Source organism: Paenibacillus germinis (genome assembly GCF_013141785.1).
GTDB lineage: Bacteria > Bacillota > Bacilli > Paenibacillales > NBRC-103111 > Paenibacillus_E > Paenibacillus_E phytorum.
Genome location: NZ_WHOC01000048.1, coordinates 45,638 through 60,156, shown reverse-complemented (window position 1 = coordinate 60,156; position 14,519 = coordinate 45,638). Strand labels below are relative to the sequence as shown.

At 44.7% G+C, this 14,519-nt stretch carries 11 protein-coding genes; 5 read left to right on the top strand and 6 right to left on the bottom strand.

Going from position 1 to position 14,519, the window contains the following annotated elements; genetic code table 11:
- Positions 1–53: 53 nt before the first annotated feature.
- The 4 genes from GC102_RS10220 to GC102_RS10205 all read right to left on the bottom strand — a co-directional run bounded on the left by GC102_RS10220 (position 54) and on the right by GC102_RS10205 (position 4,343).
- A complete protein-coding gene (locus tag GC102_RS10220) occupies positions 54–1,118 on the bottom strand; it encodes a TRAP transporter substrate-binding protein (RefSeq protein WP_171689418.1) in 1,065 nt (354 codons plus the stop codon).
- A gap of 43 nt (positions 1,119–1,161) precedes the next feature.
- Positions 1,162–2,454, bottom strand: a complete 1,293-nt coding sequence (locus GC102_RS10215) for a TRAP transporter large permease (protein ID WP_171689417.1) — start codon at positions 2,452–2,454, stop codon at positions 1,162–1,164.
- Positions 2,454–2,957, bottom strand: coding sequence for a TRAP transporter small permease (locus GC102_RS10210; protein ID WP_171689416.1), 504 nt, complete (start codon positions 2,955–2,957; stop codon positions 2,454–2,456). Before GC102_RS10210 ends, GC102_RS10215 begins: the two co-directional genes overlap by 1 nt.
- Before the next feature lie 780 nt (positions 2,958–3,737).
- Entirely contained in the window at positions 3,738–4,343 is a 606-nt protein-coding gene (locus GC102_RS10205; protein WP_171689415.1) for a LysE/ArgO family amino acid transporter, read from the bottom strand.
- Between the two features lie 130 nt (positions 4,344–4,473).
- Here GC102_RS10205 and GC102_RS10200 point away from each other — a divergent pair, with 130 nt between their 5' ends.
- Both GC102_RS10200 and fosM read left to right on the top strand, forming a co-directional pair.
- A complete protein-coding gene (locus GC102_RS10200; RefSeq protein ID WP_171689414.1) occupies positions 4,474–5,928 on the top strand; it encodes an aminotransferase-like domain-containing protein in 1,455 nt (484 codons plus the stop codon).
- A gap of 20 nt (positions 5,929–5,948) precedes the next feature.
- A complete protein-coding gene (gene fosM / locus GC102_RS10195; protein WP_171689413.1) occupies positions 5,949–6,374 on the top strand; it encodes a FosM family fosfomycin resistance protein in 426 nt (141 codons plus the stop codon).
- A gap of 224 nt (positions 6,375–6,598) precedes the next feature.
- Here the strand turns inward: fosM and GC102_RS10190 are convergent, their stop codons facing one another.
- A complete protein-coding gene (locus GC102_RS10190; RefSeq protein ID WP_171642032.1) occupies positions 6,599–6,943 on the bottom strand; it encodes a DUF1904 family protein in 345 nt (114 codons plus the stop codon).
- Between the two features lie 181 nt (positions 6,944–7,124).
- On the opposite strand from GC102_RS10190, the gene GC102_RS10185 reads away from it, so the two are divergent.
- Positions 7,125–8,024 carry an aminoglycoside phosphotransferase family protein gene (locus GC102_RS10185; protein ID WP_171689412.1) on the top strand — a complete coding sequence of 300 codons (900 nt, stop codon included), beginning with the start codon at positions 7,125–7,127 and terminating at the stop codon, positions 8,022–8,024.
- Positions 8,025–8,119: 95 nt separating this feature from the next.
- On the opposite strand, the gene uraA is transcribed toward GC102_RS10185, so the two are convergent.
- Entirely contained in the window at positions 8,120–9,388 is a 1,269-nt protein-coding gene (gene uraA / locus GC102_RS10180) for a uracil permease (RefSeq protein WP_171689411.1), read from the bottom strand.
- A gap of 185 nt (positions 9,389–9,573) precedes the next feature.
- Here uraA and GC102_RS10175 point away from each other — a divergent pair, with 185 nt between their 5' ends.
- Positions 9,574–10,929, top strand: a complete 1,356-nt coding sequence (locus GC102_RS10175) for a TrkH family potassium uptake protein (RefSeq protein ID WP_171689410.1) — start codon at positions 9,574–9,576, stop codon at positions 10,927–10,929.
- A gap of 329 nt (positions 10,930–11,258) precedes the next feature.
- Positions 11,259–14,507 (top strand): hypothetical protein, encoded by a 3,249-nt coding sequence (locus GC102_RS10170; protein WP_171689409.1) that lies wholly within the window; start codon positions 11,259–11,261, stop codon positions 14,505–14,507.
- The last annotated feature ends 12 nt before the right edge of the window (positions 14,508–14,519 follow it).

Below are 14,519 nucleotides of genomic sequence, written 5' to 3'. Positions count from 1 at the left end.
GAGGGGGTGATTGCAACCCTTAGAATGTCCTTTTTTTACTTTGTTTTGTAGTGCTATTGTCTAGCTTTCTCAATCGCTTCTAATGTTTCTTTATAGTCGTTGCGATATTTCTCGATAACTGGTTTTACAGCATCTTGCCATGGCTTAAGATCAGATACGTCCGTAATCGTAACTCCCGCCGCTTTCACTTTGGCTTCGGAATCCTTTTCGAATTTATCCCATTCTGCTTTTTGCGTTTTGACGGATTCTAAGGCAGCCTTTTTAATAAGCGCTTTATCATCAGCAGACAGCTTATCCCATGCTACTTTTGAAATCAAAAGAACTTCAGGCACCCGTTGGTGCTGGTCAAGAATGAGATTTTTGGCTTGTTGAAAATGGTTGGAAGAGAAGTAGCTCGGATAGTTATTCTCAGCGGCATCGATGACACCTGTTTGCAAAGCATTGAAGACATCTCCATAAGGCATTGGGGTTGCATTTGCGCCAAGTGCGTTCATGAGATCAATGTTGACCTTGTTTTGAATAACACGTATTTTGAGTCCTTTCAGATCAGCGATGCTTTTAATCGGCTTCTTGGAATAGAAATGACGAGCGCCTGAGCTGTAATACGCCAGTCCTTTCATACGTGATGACTCTAAGCTATCGAGCAGCTTCGTTCCTTGCTCGCTTTCTAGGAACTTCCATTGGTGATTATCGTTATCGAAAATGTAGGGTAAGCTGAAGACCTCATACTGCTTGTTGAATCCGCCAAGTGCTCCTGTACTAACACGAGTGAATTCAATAGCGCCGAGCTGCACTTGCTCGATGACGGCCTTCTCCTCACCGAGCTGGGAGGCAGGGAACACATCGATTTTGATGCGCCCATCCGATGCTTGATTGACGAGTTCGGCGAATTTCTTATCGCCTAGTGTCGTTGGGTAGTCTGCTGGGTGTGTTTCAGCCAGACGGAAATTTAATTTAGGACCATCGGCTTTCTTCGCTGCTGCTGCAGGGCTCGCGGCTCCAGGAGTCGTTGTTGAAGCGCTATTCGTCGGTGTGCTGCCGCCACCGCAAGCCGCAAGCAAGAGACTTGTACCAATCACTGTACTTAGAGCTGTGATATATTTTCTTTTCATTTTCATATCGAATATTCACCCTTTTTATCGTAGTAGTTGAGTTATTTCCTTATTTCATTAAGTTAGGAAGCCACATGACGAGACCCGGTATATAGGTAAGTATCATGAGCACAACGCACATGACATAAAAGAATGGCATCATGGCTTTGGTGCCTTCAGAAATCGAAATATTTCCAATAGCAGAGCCAACGAAGAGGACGGTTCCGACAGGCGGTGTCAGCAGTCCAATACCTAAGTTTAACATCATAATAATGCCGAAGTGAACAGGATCCATGCCAAGCGCTGTCACAACTGGGAGTAAAATAGGCGTCATGATTAAGATGAGTGGAGCCATATCCATCGGCGCGCCCAATAAGAGCAGAAGGACGTTGATGATCAGCAAAATGACAATGGGGTTGTCTGTGATGCCCAGCATCCAATCCGTTAGCATGCCGGGAACTTTGAGAAAGGCTAAAACCCAACTGAAGGTAGCTGAGGCAGCAATCAGGAAGAGCACCATGGCTACGGTTCGGAATGTACGTTGGAGAATAATCCACATCCGGCTTATGGGAATATCTCGATACACTAGAAAGGTAAGAATAAAAGCGTATAGACAAGCTAATGCGCCGCTTTCTGTAGCTGTAAACCATCCCGTGAATATACCGCCTAAAATGATGACGGCTGTTAGAAGGGAAAGCAGGCCATCGCGTACAATCTTCGGAATTTCTCGCACTGGTACAGCTTCACTCTTCGTATAACCGCGCTTGATGGCGATGATATAACTCGTGATCATAAGCGAAACACATAGGATCAAGCCCGGGACAATGCCCGCTAGGAAAAGCGACGCGATAGAGATTCCACCGCCGGCGGCTAGGGAATACAGGACGAGGTTGTGGCTTGGCGGCACAACCACGCCTTGAATGGCGGCAGAGACCGTAACGCCAACTGCATAATCGGTGTCATAGCCCTTTTTCTTCATCATCGGAATCATGACAGAGCCGATGGAGGAGACGTCAGCGATGGCTGATCCGGAGATGTTCCCGAAGAACATACAGGCGACGCAGTTGACCATGGCTAAGCCTCCGCGTATGCCTCCAACGAGAACTTGAGCGAGGTTGATGAGACGCAGTGCCATCTGACCTTCACTCATAATTTGCCCGGCAAGAATAAAGAATGGAATGGTCAGGAGGGAGTAAGAGTTCATCCCCTGAATCATCGTTTGACCCACGGTTGCCAGTGGGACTTTCAAGTAAAGTAAGGTGAGCAATGATGAGCCTGCTAAAGCCAATGAGATCGGAAAGCGGAGGACGATCAGACCAACAAAGGTGACGCAAAGTATGAGAATAGCTATGGTCGGATCCATTATTCGGGGCCTCCTTCTTTTATATTGTGATGCCGCTTCGTCTCGATACCAAACAACTGCAAGAGCGCATAGGCACAGGTCATGACGCCGGTTATCGGCATGATGACATATAGTGTGCTGTTAGGCAGGCCCGTGGCCGGTAATTCTGATTCATTCATGATGACGGTGAAGTCCCATCCAAAATACACAAGATAGGCACCAAAAGCGAGAATAACAACCTCGATGACTTTATCAAGAACTTTATTGATGGAGGCTGGAAGCTTGTGGGTGAAGGAATCGATGCCCAAATGTAGCTTCTCACGAAAGCCAATCGCAATGCCCATGAAGGAAAACCAGACTAGAAGCAGCATGGTCACTTCCTCCGACCAGAAAAATACGAAGTTAAACAGCTTGCGGGTCATAACTTGTGCGGTGACGATGATGATCATACTAAGCAAGCCGATGAGGGCGGCAGACTCAATAAATGAATCGATACCGAGAGCAATTTTTCGAAGTATTCTCATCGTAAAGCGGACCTCCTCTCTCTATATTTGTAAGTGCTTTCATTTGTGTGCCTTAAGTATAGCGCTCCTTTCTACCCACAGGTATGCCATTGTTTTTAGTTTTTTTTGTAGTTTTTTTAGATATTTGGTTGGAATGGAACAAATAATGAGCAGGTGTCGGAGGACAACCTGCTCATTAAGACGAGCTTCGGCTCGCGGAGCTCTCGCTGAAAGCGCGGTTTTCGCGCTTATTTGTTCGTGTGCTCCACATTAAGCGCGGTTTCCGCGCTTTCACAGGGCGGACGCGCGGGTCAGTCTGCTGAGAAGCCGATTTTCGGCTTCTCAGGCTCTACCGAAGAGCTCCTGCTCGTGGAGCTCTCGCTGAAAGCGCGGAAACCGCGCTTATTTGTTCGAGCGCTCCACATTAAGCGCGGTTTTCGCGCTTTCACAGGGCGGACGCGCGGGTCAGTCTGTCGAGAAGCCGATTTTCGGCTTCTCAGGCTCTACCGACGTAGCAATTGTAGTAGTAATTGTAATTTTTACAACAATTCGCACACCTAAAGGCTACTTTGCAGCATAAAGTTGTAGGTTCGTACAACAATTCGAGCCCATTTGCTGCAAATCGCCTGTATCTGGCCAAATTGTTGTACATAATACAACAGTGAAGGGTGAGAGGCGGGATCTAAGCTGAAATTGTTGCACATTTTACAACATCACTCTGCCGAGAATAGGGATTCATTCATCTGGGAACCTCCAGTGGGCATAAAGTAATGCTCTAAGTGTTAACGTTTCCTCCATACCTTAAATGAATCGCATACCCATATAGACAGCAACAGCCCACATCATACAAGCAGAAACCTTGTTTAATTTGGTAATGAATTGGCCTTTAGGATCGCGCTTGCCCACTAGGCGTCCTGCGAACGCTAAACCGAAAAACCAGAGCCAGGAGACTAAAATAACGCAGACAGTGAACACCCATTTTTCTCCGCCAACATATTGTAAGGAATTTGTACCGATAACTCCAATCGTATCCAGTATAGCGTGGGGATTCATTAATGACACGGATGCTGAAAACAGGATTTGTTTTTTTGGATCATTTTCCCGTTGTGATGTCATCGAACCAGGTTTACTCCTCCAGAGTACCCACCCCATGTATATGAGGAAAAAGAATCCAAATCCATAGAGCGCTGCTTGAAGCCAAGTGAAGGTTAATACGACGAAAGAAACGCCTAAGACTGCCAATAAAATAAGGATCGTGTCACAAACCGACGCCGTGAGGATGACAGGCAGTGCTTTAAGGTAAGAGGGCCCACGGGCACCTTGGTTGAATACGAAAACATTTTGTACCCCTACAGGCAGAATGAGCCCAAAACCTAAAATAAGCCCATGTAAAACAGTTTCCAGCAAAACGATCTCTCCCATCTATAAGACTATTCTTCACTAGTATAGAGCAAATCAATCGGATGTCTCCCTCCAAATGGATGGCTTATCACCCAACCAAATGTTATATTTGAGCTAGTTAGGAGAGGATCACAGCATGGAATGGAAACCGGACTTATCGTCGGAAACCCCTTTATATAGTCAGATTAAAGATTTTATTAAAAATAAAATATCGCTAGGCGAATGGGCGGTTGGGACCAAAATTCCCTCACAGCGTGCGCTGGCTGAACGCTTTGACGTCAATCGAAGTACGGTTGTTACCGCGCTGAGCGATTTGATTGCCGAGGGGTTATTGGAAGGCAACACCAGAGGAGGGACTAGAGTCATCAATAACTCTTGGAACCTTTTAGCTGCTTCGCCTCCCCCTGACTGGAGCTCTTATGTGCAAGCCGGCACTTATTATCCAAACCAGCCTGCCATACAGCATATTAATCGTGCGGAATTTCAAGATGGCATTATCCGTTTGGGGACTGGAGAGCTTTCACCGGAGCTGCTTCCTTCTGAAGAAATGAAGAAGATTTTTGAAAATAGTTCATTAAATCCTTTCTCATTGGGCTATGAAGAACCTAAAGGAAATCAGTATTTGCGGGAACAGATAGCTGCTTACTTGCAAGGAATTGGCGTTCAAACTTCGCCTTCCAATATCCTTATTGTATCTGGCTCGCTCCAAGCGTTACAGCTCATATCCATCGGACTACTGCAGCGAGGTTCTTCCATCCTTTTGGAAAAGCCATCCTATCTGTATTCGGTCCATGTGTTTCAATCTAGTGCAATTAAGCTGGTTGGTCTACCTATGGATGAGGAAGGCATTCAGACGAATCAGATTAGCCGATATAAAGAAGGCTATAACGCTTCGCTGCTTTATACCATTCCTACTTTTCATAATCCTACCAGTACGCTGATGTCAGAGCCAAGACGTCAAGAGCTGATGAGAATCTGCGCGGATGAGGGACTTCCAATCATTGAGGACGATGCCTATAGGGAGCTTTGGTTTGAAACTCCACCACCGCCGCCTTTAAAGTCAAGGGATCCCAATGCACTGGTCCTCTATTTGGGGAGTTTGTCGAAGACCTTAAGTCCAGGACTCAGAATTGGTTGGGTGGTTGCCCCAGAACCGGTTATTGATCGATTGGCTGATATTAAAATGCAGAACGATTACGGCTCGAGTTCGGTCTCCCAATGGGCAGCAGCCGAATGGCTTGGCAGAGGCTTATATCAAGAGCATCTTGTCTATGTTAGAGAACAACTTAAACGAAGACGGGATCTAGCTGTTCAGTTGTTGAAGTCCAATTTTACAGAGATTGCTTCATGGTCAGTGCCGGCAGGCGGTTTCTACATTTGGGTTCGCCTCATCGTGGATGTGCCCATGCAGATGCTGTTTGAGCGTGCTTTGAAGGCAGGGATTTTGCTGAACCCCGGTTCGATTTATGATAGAAATGCGGGAAGTTACTTGCGTATTTCCTATGCCTATGCCAAGCTTCATGAGCTTGAATGGGGGATTGAGTATTTGGCGGAGATGATTAAAGAGTTAGTTGGGGTCAGTAAAAAATAAATGAATTCTGAGGTGATCGGGTGTCTATTAAAGGTTTGAATCATTTATTATTTTCTGTTTCTAATTTAGAGAATTCGATTTCGTTTTATCAAGATGTTTTTGATGCAAAGCTGTTAGTTAAAGGAAGAAGTACGGCCTATTTTGATCTGAATGGCATGTGGATTGCCCTGAATGTAGAACAAAATATTCCGCGTAATGAAATAAACCATTCCTACACACACATTGCTTTTTCAATTGAAGAAGCCGACTTTGATAATCTGTATGAGAAACTAAAGAAATTGCATGTTAACATCCTTTCAGGTCGTCCAAGAGATGAGAAAGATAAGAGGTCTATTTACTTCACTGACCCAGACGGTCATAAGTTCGAATTTCATACAGGTACTTTACAGGACAGACTAGATTATTATAAACAGGAAAAAAATCATATGGAGTTTAACGTGGAGTAAGTATTTCTAATTTTTTTGCCTCCGGATCGTTCAAATGATCAGATAGCGCACTTACGTTCCCCTAATTTGATTTCTAGCGTAGATTCCCCAAATTAACGAATCGACGTTCCGCTAAACCAAAGGTCGGGTGATATTCCTTGACCAATTTCAATAAAAGAGGACTGCCCTCAAGTAGACTTTTTCTACTTTTGGGACAGCCCATTGTTCTTTTTCACTCCATATAGTCATGTAATTAAGAAAGGTTCTGAATGATTGGTGATTAATGGTTGTCCTTCTTTATAATACAAATGAGGGGATAGCAGGATAAAAAAGATATGAACATCGCCAAAGCCATGCTCACTTAAAATCGTATAGAGTTCTTTAACAATGCTATCATGCAATTCCTGATCTCTTGGGAACATATATATTTCTAATGATAGGGGAGAGTTATTTAATTGTTCCACAAGAAGAAGTTCGATTTTTATTTTTTCTTGCACAACGCCCGTTAACTTCGAAAATTGTTGGATGATGGTGCTTGAAATCGAAGCAATGAAATCCTTTTGAAAACCTTTAAATCTGAGAAAAGGCATATGGGTTCCTTCTTTGCAAAATGGTTAGCGAATTTACTTATTTTAATAAAAAATGAACGTAAAAACAAATCCTATATTTAGATGAAACCATTCTCATAGTTAGATAAGTACCTAATCTGGACGATTTATCTTATAATGAGATCGATCGTACTACAATTTGACTATTGTGGGGGCAAAGATAATGAGCAGCTTACCAAAACAATTCGTTCAAAGATTAAGAGACGTCCATAAGGTGAAAGCCGAAGAATGGTTGAGAGATTTTGACAGGCTTATTTATGATTGCGAAAAGCGTTGGCAAATGAAAATGATGCCCCCGTTTGATTTATCTTTTAATTTTGTGGCTCCTGCTATACGGAAAGACGGAACTGAAGTTGTGATAAAACTCGTCATTCCAGGTGATGAATTTGTAGCTGAAGTCGCAGCCCTTAAACTTTTTAATGGGAATGGCATTGTTAAAATCATTGATATAGATATCGCAAAAGGGATTCTTATTCTTGAACGATTAATTCCTGGGCAAACATTAGCCTCATTAGAAAATGAGGAGGAAGCTGCACATATTGCCTCACAAGTAATGAAGAAATTATGGATTCCTGCACCTTCTAACTTATCTAGCATTCCAACAACTAGGCATATGGAAGAGAAATTAATCAATACTTATAAGAGAAATACAGAAGGTCTAGGTCCTATAACAAAAGAAATACTGCAAGAAGCAGTGGACACTTATAGATCAATGAACGCTATGCCGGATAAACCATTTTTACTTCATGGCGATTTACATCATTACAATATTTTAATGGCGGCTAGGGAACCTTGGTTAGCGATTGATCCTAAAGGGTTGATTGGAGACAGAGAATACGACGTCATTCAGTATTTACTAAATAAATTGCCTAATGGAGATTCAACACAGGTCATTGAAAAGCGTATTGATATATTTGTAAAAGAGTTGAATTTAGACAAAAAAAGAATCTTATCGTGGGGCTTTGCACATTCTGTTCTAGCAACCTGTTGGACAGTTCAGGAGGATGGTAGGTATAGCGAGCCTTTTTTTGATGCCATCCATGTATGTAAGAGGTTGAAGTAGATATTGCGAAGACTCATATTTAAAAAATTAAAAAATGGCTCTCCCTCGGGTCTGTTAAGACTATAGGGAGAGCCATTCTTATTACCATTTGAGCTTTAGTCGTTAGAAAGTTTGAGAACCTCCAGCAGCTTGAAGAACAAGCTGAGCAGAATGGCAACTATGGTGGCCAGTGCCATACCTTTTAGTTCAAAATGTCCCAATTTCAGTGTTGCCCCGCTAAGGCCAATAACAAGAACAACGGTTGTAAGAATCAGATTGACCGGTTTGGAATAATCGACCTTGGTTTCCACCAGCATGCGGATCCCTGAGGCAGCGATGATACCGAACAGCAGCAAGGAAACGCCGCCCATGACCGGAGTAGGAATGGTTTGAATCAAGGCTGAGATTTTCCCGACAAAGGAGAGCACAATCGCCAGGATCGCTGCTCCTCCGATAACCCACACCGAATATACGCGGCTAATCGCCATCACACCGATATTTTCACCGTAAGTTGTATTAGGCGTTGAGCCTACTAAGGAGGAAAGCATCGTAGAGATGCCATTTCCGAGTAAGGATCTACTTAGTCCAGGGTCTTTGGATAAATCTTTGCCTACCATATTCCCGGTAACAATCAAGTGGCCAATATGCTCAGCTATGACAACTAAAGCCGCAGGAGCGATGATTAAAATACTCGCCAGATCGAATGTGGGACTGTAAAATGTAGGGAGTCTGAACCACTGAGCAGCTCCTAATGTTTCGCTAATATGCACCAAACCAAGCAGTGCTGCAAGTACGTAACCGACAACGATGGCTACCAAAATCGGGATGACCTTCAATAGTCCACGAAAGACAATGGAACCTACTACGCCTACCAAAAACGTAATAATAGAGACTGTTATAACGATAGGATCGGGAACCCAGGCTTCTTTTAAATTAGCCGGCGGAATAATGCCTGCCATAGTGGCGGCTGTAGGTACTAACTCTAAACCGATAACGGATACGATCGCTCCCATCGCAGCAGGTGGAAATACGACGTCAATCCAGCTTGTCCCCACGACACGAATCAACAACGCTATGATTGTAAAAATCAATCCGACAACCAGAAATCCGCCTAACGCCGAACTATATCCTTTGGAAGCGATGACGAGGAAAACAGGAGAGAGGAAGGCGAAGCTTGACCCCAAAAAAGCGGGGATCTTTCCTTTTGTGATGAAAATATAAAGCAAGGTGCCTATTCCGTTCATCAACAGAATAGTAGCTGGATCGACATGAAACAAAATAGGAACCAGCACGGTGGAGCCAAACATTGCAAATAAATGCTGTAAACTAAGGGGAATACTTTCGCCTATGGAGGGGCGTTCATCTACTTGAATAATACGAGACACGGTTGGAACTCCCTTCTTAAACTTATCGTACGATATCTTACCATAATTCGAATGAAAAAAAGAAATAATTATCAAAAAATTCTATAAGACTATTTAAGGGCATGCCATCTTGTTCATGCTGTCTTTACTTTGTTCCTTCCAGATTATACAATAATCGCACAATCATAAGCTTATGGAGCCTTCACATGTTAAACTATTCCAAGAAAAAATTCCGCTTGAATCCGCCTCAAGTTATGGCGATCGGATTTCTAGTAATCATCCTAATTGGTGCCGTATTACTATGGCTGCCTATCTCCTATGTTGACGTAGGGAGATTAACATTTATTGACGCCTTATTTATGGCGACTTCCGCTACTTGTGTTACTGGGCTGTCCGTGATTAATACAGGAGCACATTTATCGACCTTTGGGGAGATTGTTCTTATTTTGCTAGTCCAAATTGGCGGTCTCGGCTTCATGACGATGTCCACACTAATTGCGCTCGTACTCCGCCGCCGTATTTCTTTTCAGGAGCGTCTCATCTTACAGGAAGCGATGAACCACGATTCAACGGAAGGTATAGTCCGTCTTATCCGTAAGGTGTTGATCTATGCGCTATATATTGAACTGGCAGGCGCGCTGTTATTCGCAATTCGCTGGTCATTTGAAATGCCAATCGGCCAAGCGATATACTTTGGCATTTTTCATAGCATCTCGATATTCAACAACGCGGGGTTCGATCTGTTTGGCGGTTTACCTAATAGATTGGGAAGTCTAATGCATTATGTAGAGGACCCGTACATTAATATTGTTTCAATGCTGCTTATCATTTTAGGCGGAATCGGATTTATCGTTATCTCTGACTTGCTTACATACCCTAAGAATAAAAAACTAACGCTGCACAGTAAGGTTGTCCTAACCGCTTCCGCTGCTCTGATATTAGTAGGCACACTGGTCATCTTTGTGTTTGAGTACTCAAATTCCCTCACACTGCAGCCGTTGTCCACCATAGGCAAAACGCTCAGCGCGATGCTGCAATCCGTGTCATCACGTTCAGCGGGTGTGAACACGGTCGAAATTGCCTCGATGAGGCAAGCTACGCAGTTTTTTATTGTTATCATGATGTTTATCGGAGCCGCGCCAGGTTCTTCCGGTGGGGGGATAAAGGTGACTACCTTCGTAATCCTCGTCGGAGCGGTTTACGCAATGATTCGAGGCAGGGAAGAAATTGTACTATTCCACCGAAGAATTTCGAAGGATCGGATTTATAAAGCTATTACATTTACTTTGCTCTCCTTTATCTTAATCGTACTTTCGACAATGATCCTTTCGATCACCGAGAATTTCCATTTCTTAGGTATTTTGTTCGAAGTTACTTCGGCGTATGCTACCGCAGGAATGTCGGTTGGATTAACGTCGCAGCTCTCGGGATTTGGTAAGGTGTTTATCATCATTTTAATGTTTGTCGGACGTCTTGGTCCCGTCACATTGGCATATACCATGTCTCCATTGCCGAAAAAAGAAACTTATCGTTACCCGGAGGGGAAGATCACGATCGGCTGACAGAAGAGCCTGTACGACTCCTCATTTTTAACGAATTTCTACCTCTTTATCATTCTCCACACGCAGAAAACCTTGATATGACAAGGTTTTTTTTGTTTTTGAAGGAAAGTATGAGAAAAATATAAGTCGGCGGAAATCGTTTTGTTTACGGATGTTGGAAGCACTTTTAATATAAAAAGGGAAGCTAACGCGCTTACAAGTAAATACCCAAAGCGTAACTGCAAATAAAAGGGAGGAGGGCATATGACAAGCAAGCTGTTCCGAAGAAGTGAAAACGCTCACATTTTGAGAGAGAAAGTTATCTCTGAAAACTCTAAGGAGGTTTTGTAATGCTAAACAGCAAGTATCGTGTTTTCATGCTCATGATGATCATATTAATCACTTTGACAAGTTGGGGCGGAGTATTCGTTTCGGCTGAGGGCAACCGACTTTCACAGAAAACTTACGGGACCCCGGAAGAGCTTCTGATTCCGAATAATTATACAGTTGCGGTATTCAATGGCACTGTAGGCCGAGAAGACGGGCATTATGTGCTTTATGCGACGAGCAAAGGGAAGCCGGGACATCTCAATGTCATTGATCTGGAGGATTATAAGCTGTTGCGAAGCATTCCAATTGGCCCTTCGGAGAGTTCCTGGGCGCATACGGTTGCCCCTGACGGAACTTTATACCTAGCAGCTGATGGTGGCGGGGCCAGGCTTTGGAGCTACTCGCCGGTGACACATACGCCAACACAGGTGGCTCAGATCGATGGGCAATCCGTACCGAACAGTATTACAACGGATGAGCAGGGACGTGTCTATGTGGGGACATATCCCGGTGGTAAGGTATATCAGTATGACCCTGTCTCCAAAATGACCAAGGATTACGGCCGAGTCATCGGCGCATTGGATCAAGAATATGTACGTTCTATCGCTTACCAAGGCGGGAACGTCTATGCGGGAACCGCACATAAGCAAATCGTCAGGGTGAATTTGGCAACGGGTGTGAAAACGAATATTGCCGCTTCCCTCAGCGTCAAGAACGATACGGTGTATGATTTGGACACCATTGATGACCGTTATTTGTTTGCCCGTTATACGGACGGCAGTGGAGTGCCAGGAGAAGCCTACATCTACGATACGCAGACAGAAGCTTGGATGGATGTCCAATTGGAGAATGTAACGGGATTGCATGCCACGGACTCACTAGACGGAAAACTGTACTATATGTCCGATAAAAAGCTGAAGACCTTCGATCTTGCGACGCATGAAGTCGCGTTGACTGGAATGGAATATGCTTCAGGCTTGCGCGGTGCGGATTGGGTGGAGATTCCGAATAACCCTGAGCTGCCCGGTAAAACACTGGTGACAGTACGTTATGACGGCGGCGTAACGTTGATGAATATCGAAACAAAGCAGGTTTATCTCAAACCACCTGTCATACCAGGACTTCCTGGGGTTGTGAACCGACTCCAGAGCGTCTCAGAAACACAGCTAATCACGACAGGCTCGCAGGCTCGGTCATCACTTGTCAATCTGACGGATAACACAGCCAAGGCCTTCAGCATCGGTCAAGCGGATAGTGTTTACCCTATAGGAAACAAAGTATATATGGGGGTTTACCCGGAAGGCGCCCTTTATGAAAACAACTTGGCGGTAGAGCCGAGCGATACAAACCCGAAACGCTTAGCTGTATTAGGGGAAGATCAGGAGCGGCTTGTCAATATCACAGGCGGTCAGGGCAAGTTGTTTATTTCCACGATATCCGGATATGGTACGTTAGGCGGTTCTTTAACGGTACATGATCCGGCAACGGGGGAAACGAAAGTGCACCGCAACGTTGTTCAGAATCAAAGCGTACTCAGTACAGCTTACCTTAATGGCAAAATATATGGATCTACCACGATCCGGAACGGCCTTGGCTCCGAACCGACGGAAGAGGAAGCGAAAATCTTCGTTTGGGATGTCGATAAGGAGCAAAAAATCGCTGAATTCCCACTCCGGGTTCCCGGTTTGACGAAACCAATCTTCATCGGCGATCTGGCTGTCGGACCGGATGGCTTGATCTGGGGAGCCTCTTATGAATACATTTTTGCCATAGATCCGAATACGTACAACGTTGTAAAAAGTAAGAAAATCTATCCGAGTCTGAATTTCAGCCAATGGGCTCATCATCCGCTTCGCTGGTCGGAAGACGGACTGCTCTACGTCCTTTTTAATAACAAACTGACTGTTATCGATCCGCAAACGCTGGAGTTCCGCACGTTGGCGGACACTTCAAGATTTGATCTGGGAGTGGATGGGAACTTATACCTTACCGATCAGGCGACCAATACGATTTTGTACCGAATGAAGGTTGATGGGGAAATCGTGGAGGAGCCACCGGGCATCCCAGTTCCTGTCCGCAACGCCGGATTGGAAGATAATTTGATCAATGGCGTCATTCCCGGATGGACTTCTTTGTTCGCGACAGGAACAGATTACCGGTTTGAAATCAGCGGTGATCGCAGCTTCTCCGGCTCCAAAAGCCTGAAGATCACGGATAAACTCCGGACAGCTTCCGTCGCCGTACAAAGCGACAAGATTCCGGTCAAACCTGGTGAAGAATACCAAGCAGGTGTCAATCTGTATATTGAGTCAGGTCAACCGGGATTCATGTTCCGCTTCTTTGACAAGAACAACGCGACGATCTCCACGCTCGAAATCCATCTGGACGAATCCAGATTGGCCCAATGGCAGAAGGTGACACTCAAAGGAAAGGCCCCAGCCAATGCAGCCTACGCTAGTCTAATCGCTGTAACGAGCCGATATAATATTTCATCAGCGTATTATGATGATTTTTTTATAAGCGTCAAAGATTCAGTCCCGCCGATCTCAGTCGCAAGCATCAATCCGTCTCCGAACGAGAGCGGTTGGATTAACAAGGATGCTGCTGTAACAATTGAAGCAAATCGTGCTTACTCCATCTCCTATTCCGCTATGGGGGCACAGCCGATTGATCAAACGACCGTAAAGGGAGTATCACTTCAATTCCCGATTTCTGTTGAAGGGGTTACGAGTGTAACGTATGCCGCTACGAACTTCTCGGGTATTAAAGAGATTCCTCGAACGATGGATATTCGGATCGACAAAACGGCGCCAGTTATTGAATTCTCGGGCGAACGTTCGTATACTGTACAACAAGCGGTCTATATCGGCTGCACAGCTGCAGACGCTTTATCCGGACTGATTACGAATTCGTGTTCATCTTCACTAGTTAGGCAACCTGCCTATACGTTTGAACCTGGAAGCCACGATATTACAGTGTCGGCCACAGACTTGGCAGGAAACACCAGTACCGCCACATTTACGTTTCAGGTTTCTGTGACCTATGATGGGGTGTGCGAACTCATTCGTCAATTCATGGCGGACGATCAGGGGATTGCAAATGGGCTTTGCAGCAAGCTTCTGAATGCGCAGGAAGCAGAGAAGCGAGGAAATCTAAAGGCCAAGGAAGGCATGCTCCACGCTTTCCTTAACCAAGTGGACGCCCAAAGCGGCAAGAAAATTACGACAGAACAAGCGCAAATTCTTAAAAAGTTGACAGGTTATTTGTAACCCTATTGGAGG

Coding starts and splice junctions, on each gene's coding strand:
- GC102_RS10175 (WP_171689410.1), top strand. CDS start 9,574: ATGTTAAACTATTCCAAGAAAAAATTCCGCTTGAATCCGCCTCAAGTT.
- GC102_RS10170 (WP_171689409.1), top strand. CDS start 11,259: ATGCTAAACAGCAAGTATCGTGTTTTCATGCTCATGATGATCATATTA.
- GC102_RS10220 (WP_171689418.1), bottom strand. CDS start 1,118: ATGAAAATGAAAAGAAAATATATCACAGCTCTAAGTACAGTGATTGGT.
- GC102_RS10200 (WP_171689414.1), top strand. CDS start 4,474: ATGGAATGGAAACCGGACTTATCGTCGGAAACCCCTTTATATAGTCAG.
- GC102_RS10185 (WP_171689412.1), top strand. CDS start 7,125: ATGAGCAGCTTACCAAAACAATTCGTTCAAAGATTAAGAGACGTCCAT.
- GC102_RS10190 (WP_171642032.1), bottom strand. CDS start 6,943: ATGCCTTTTCTCAGATTTAAAGGTTTTCAAAAGGATTTCATTGCTTCG.
- GC102_RS10215 (WP_171689417.1), bottom strand. CDS start 2,454: ATGGATCCGACCATAGCTATTCTCATACTTTGCGTCACCTTTGTTGGT.
- GC102_RS10210 (WP_171689416.1), bottom strand. CDS start 2,957: ATGAGAATACTTCGAAAAATTGCTCTCGGTATCGATTCATTTATTGAG.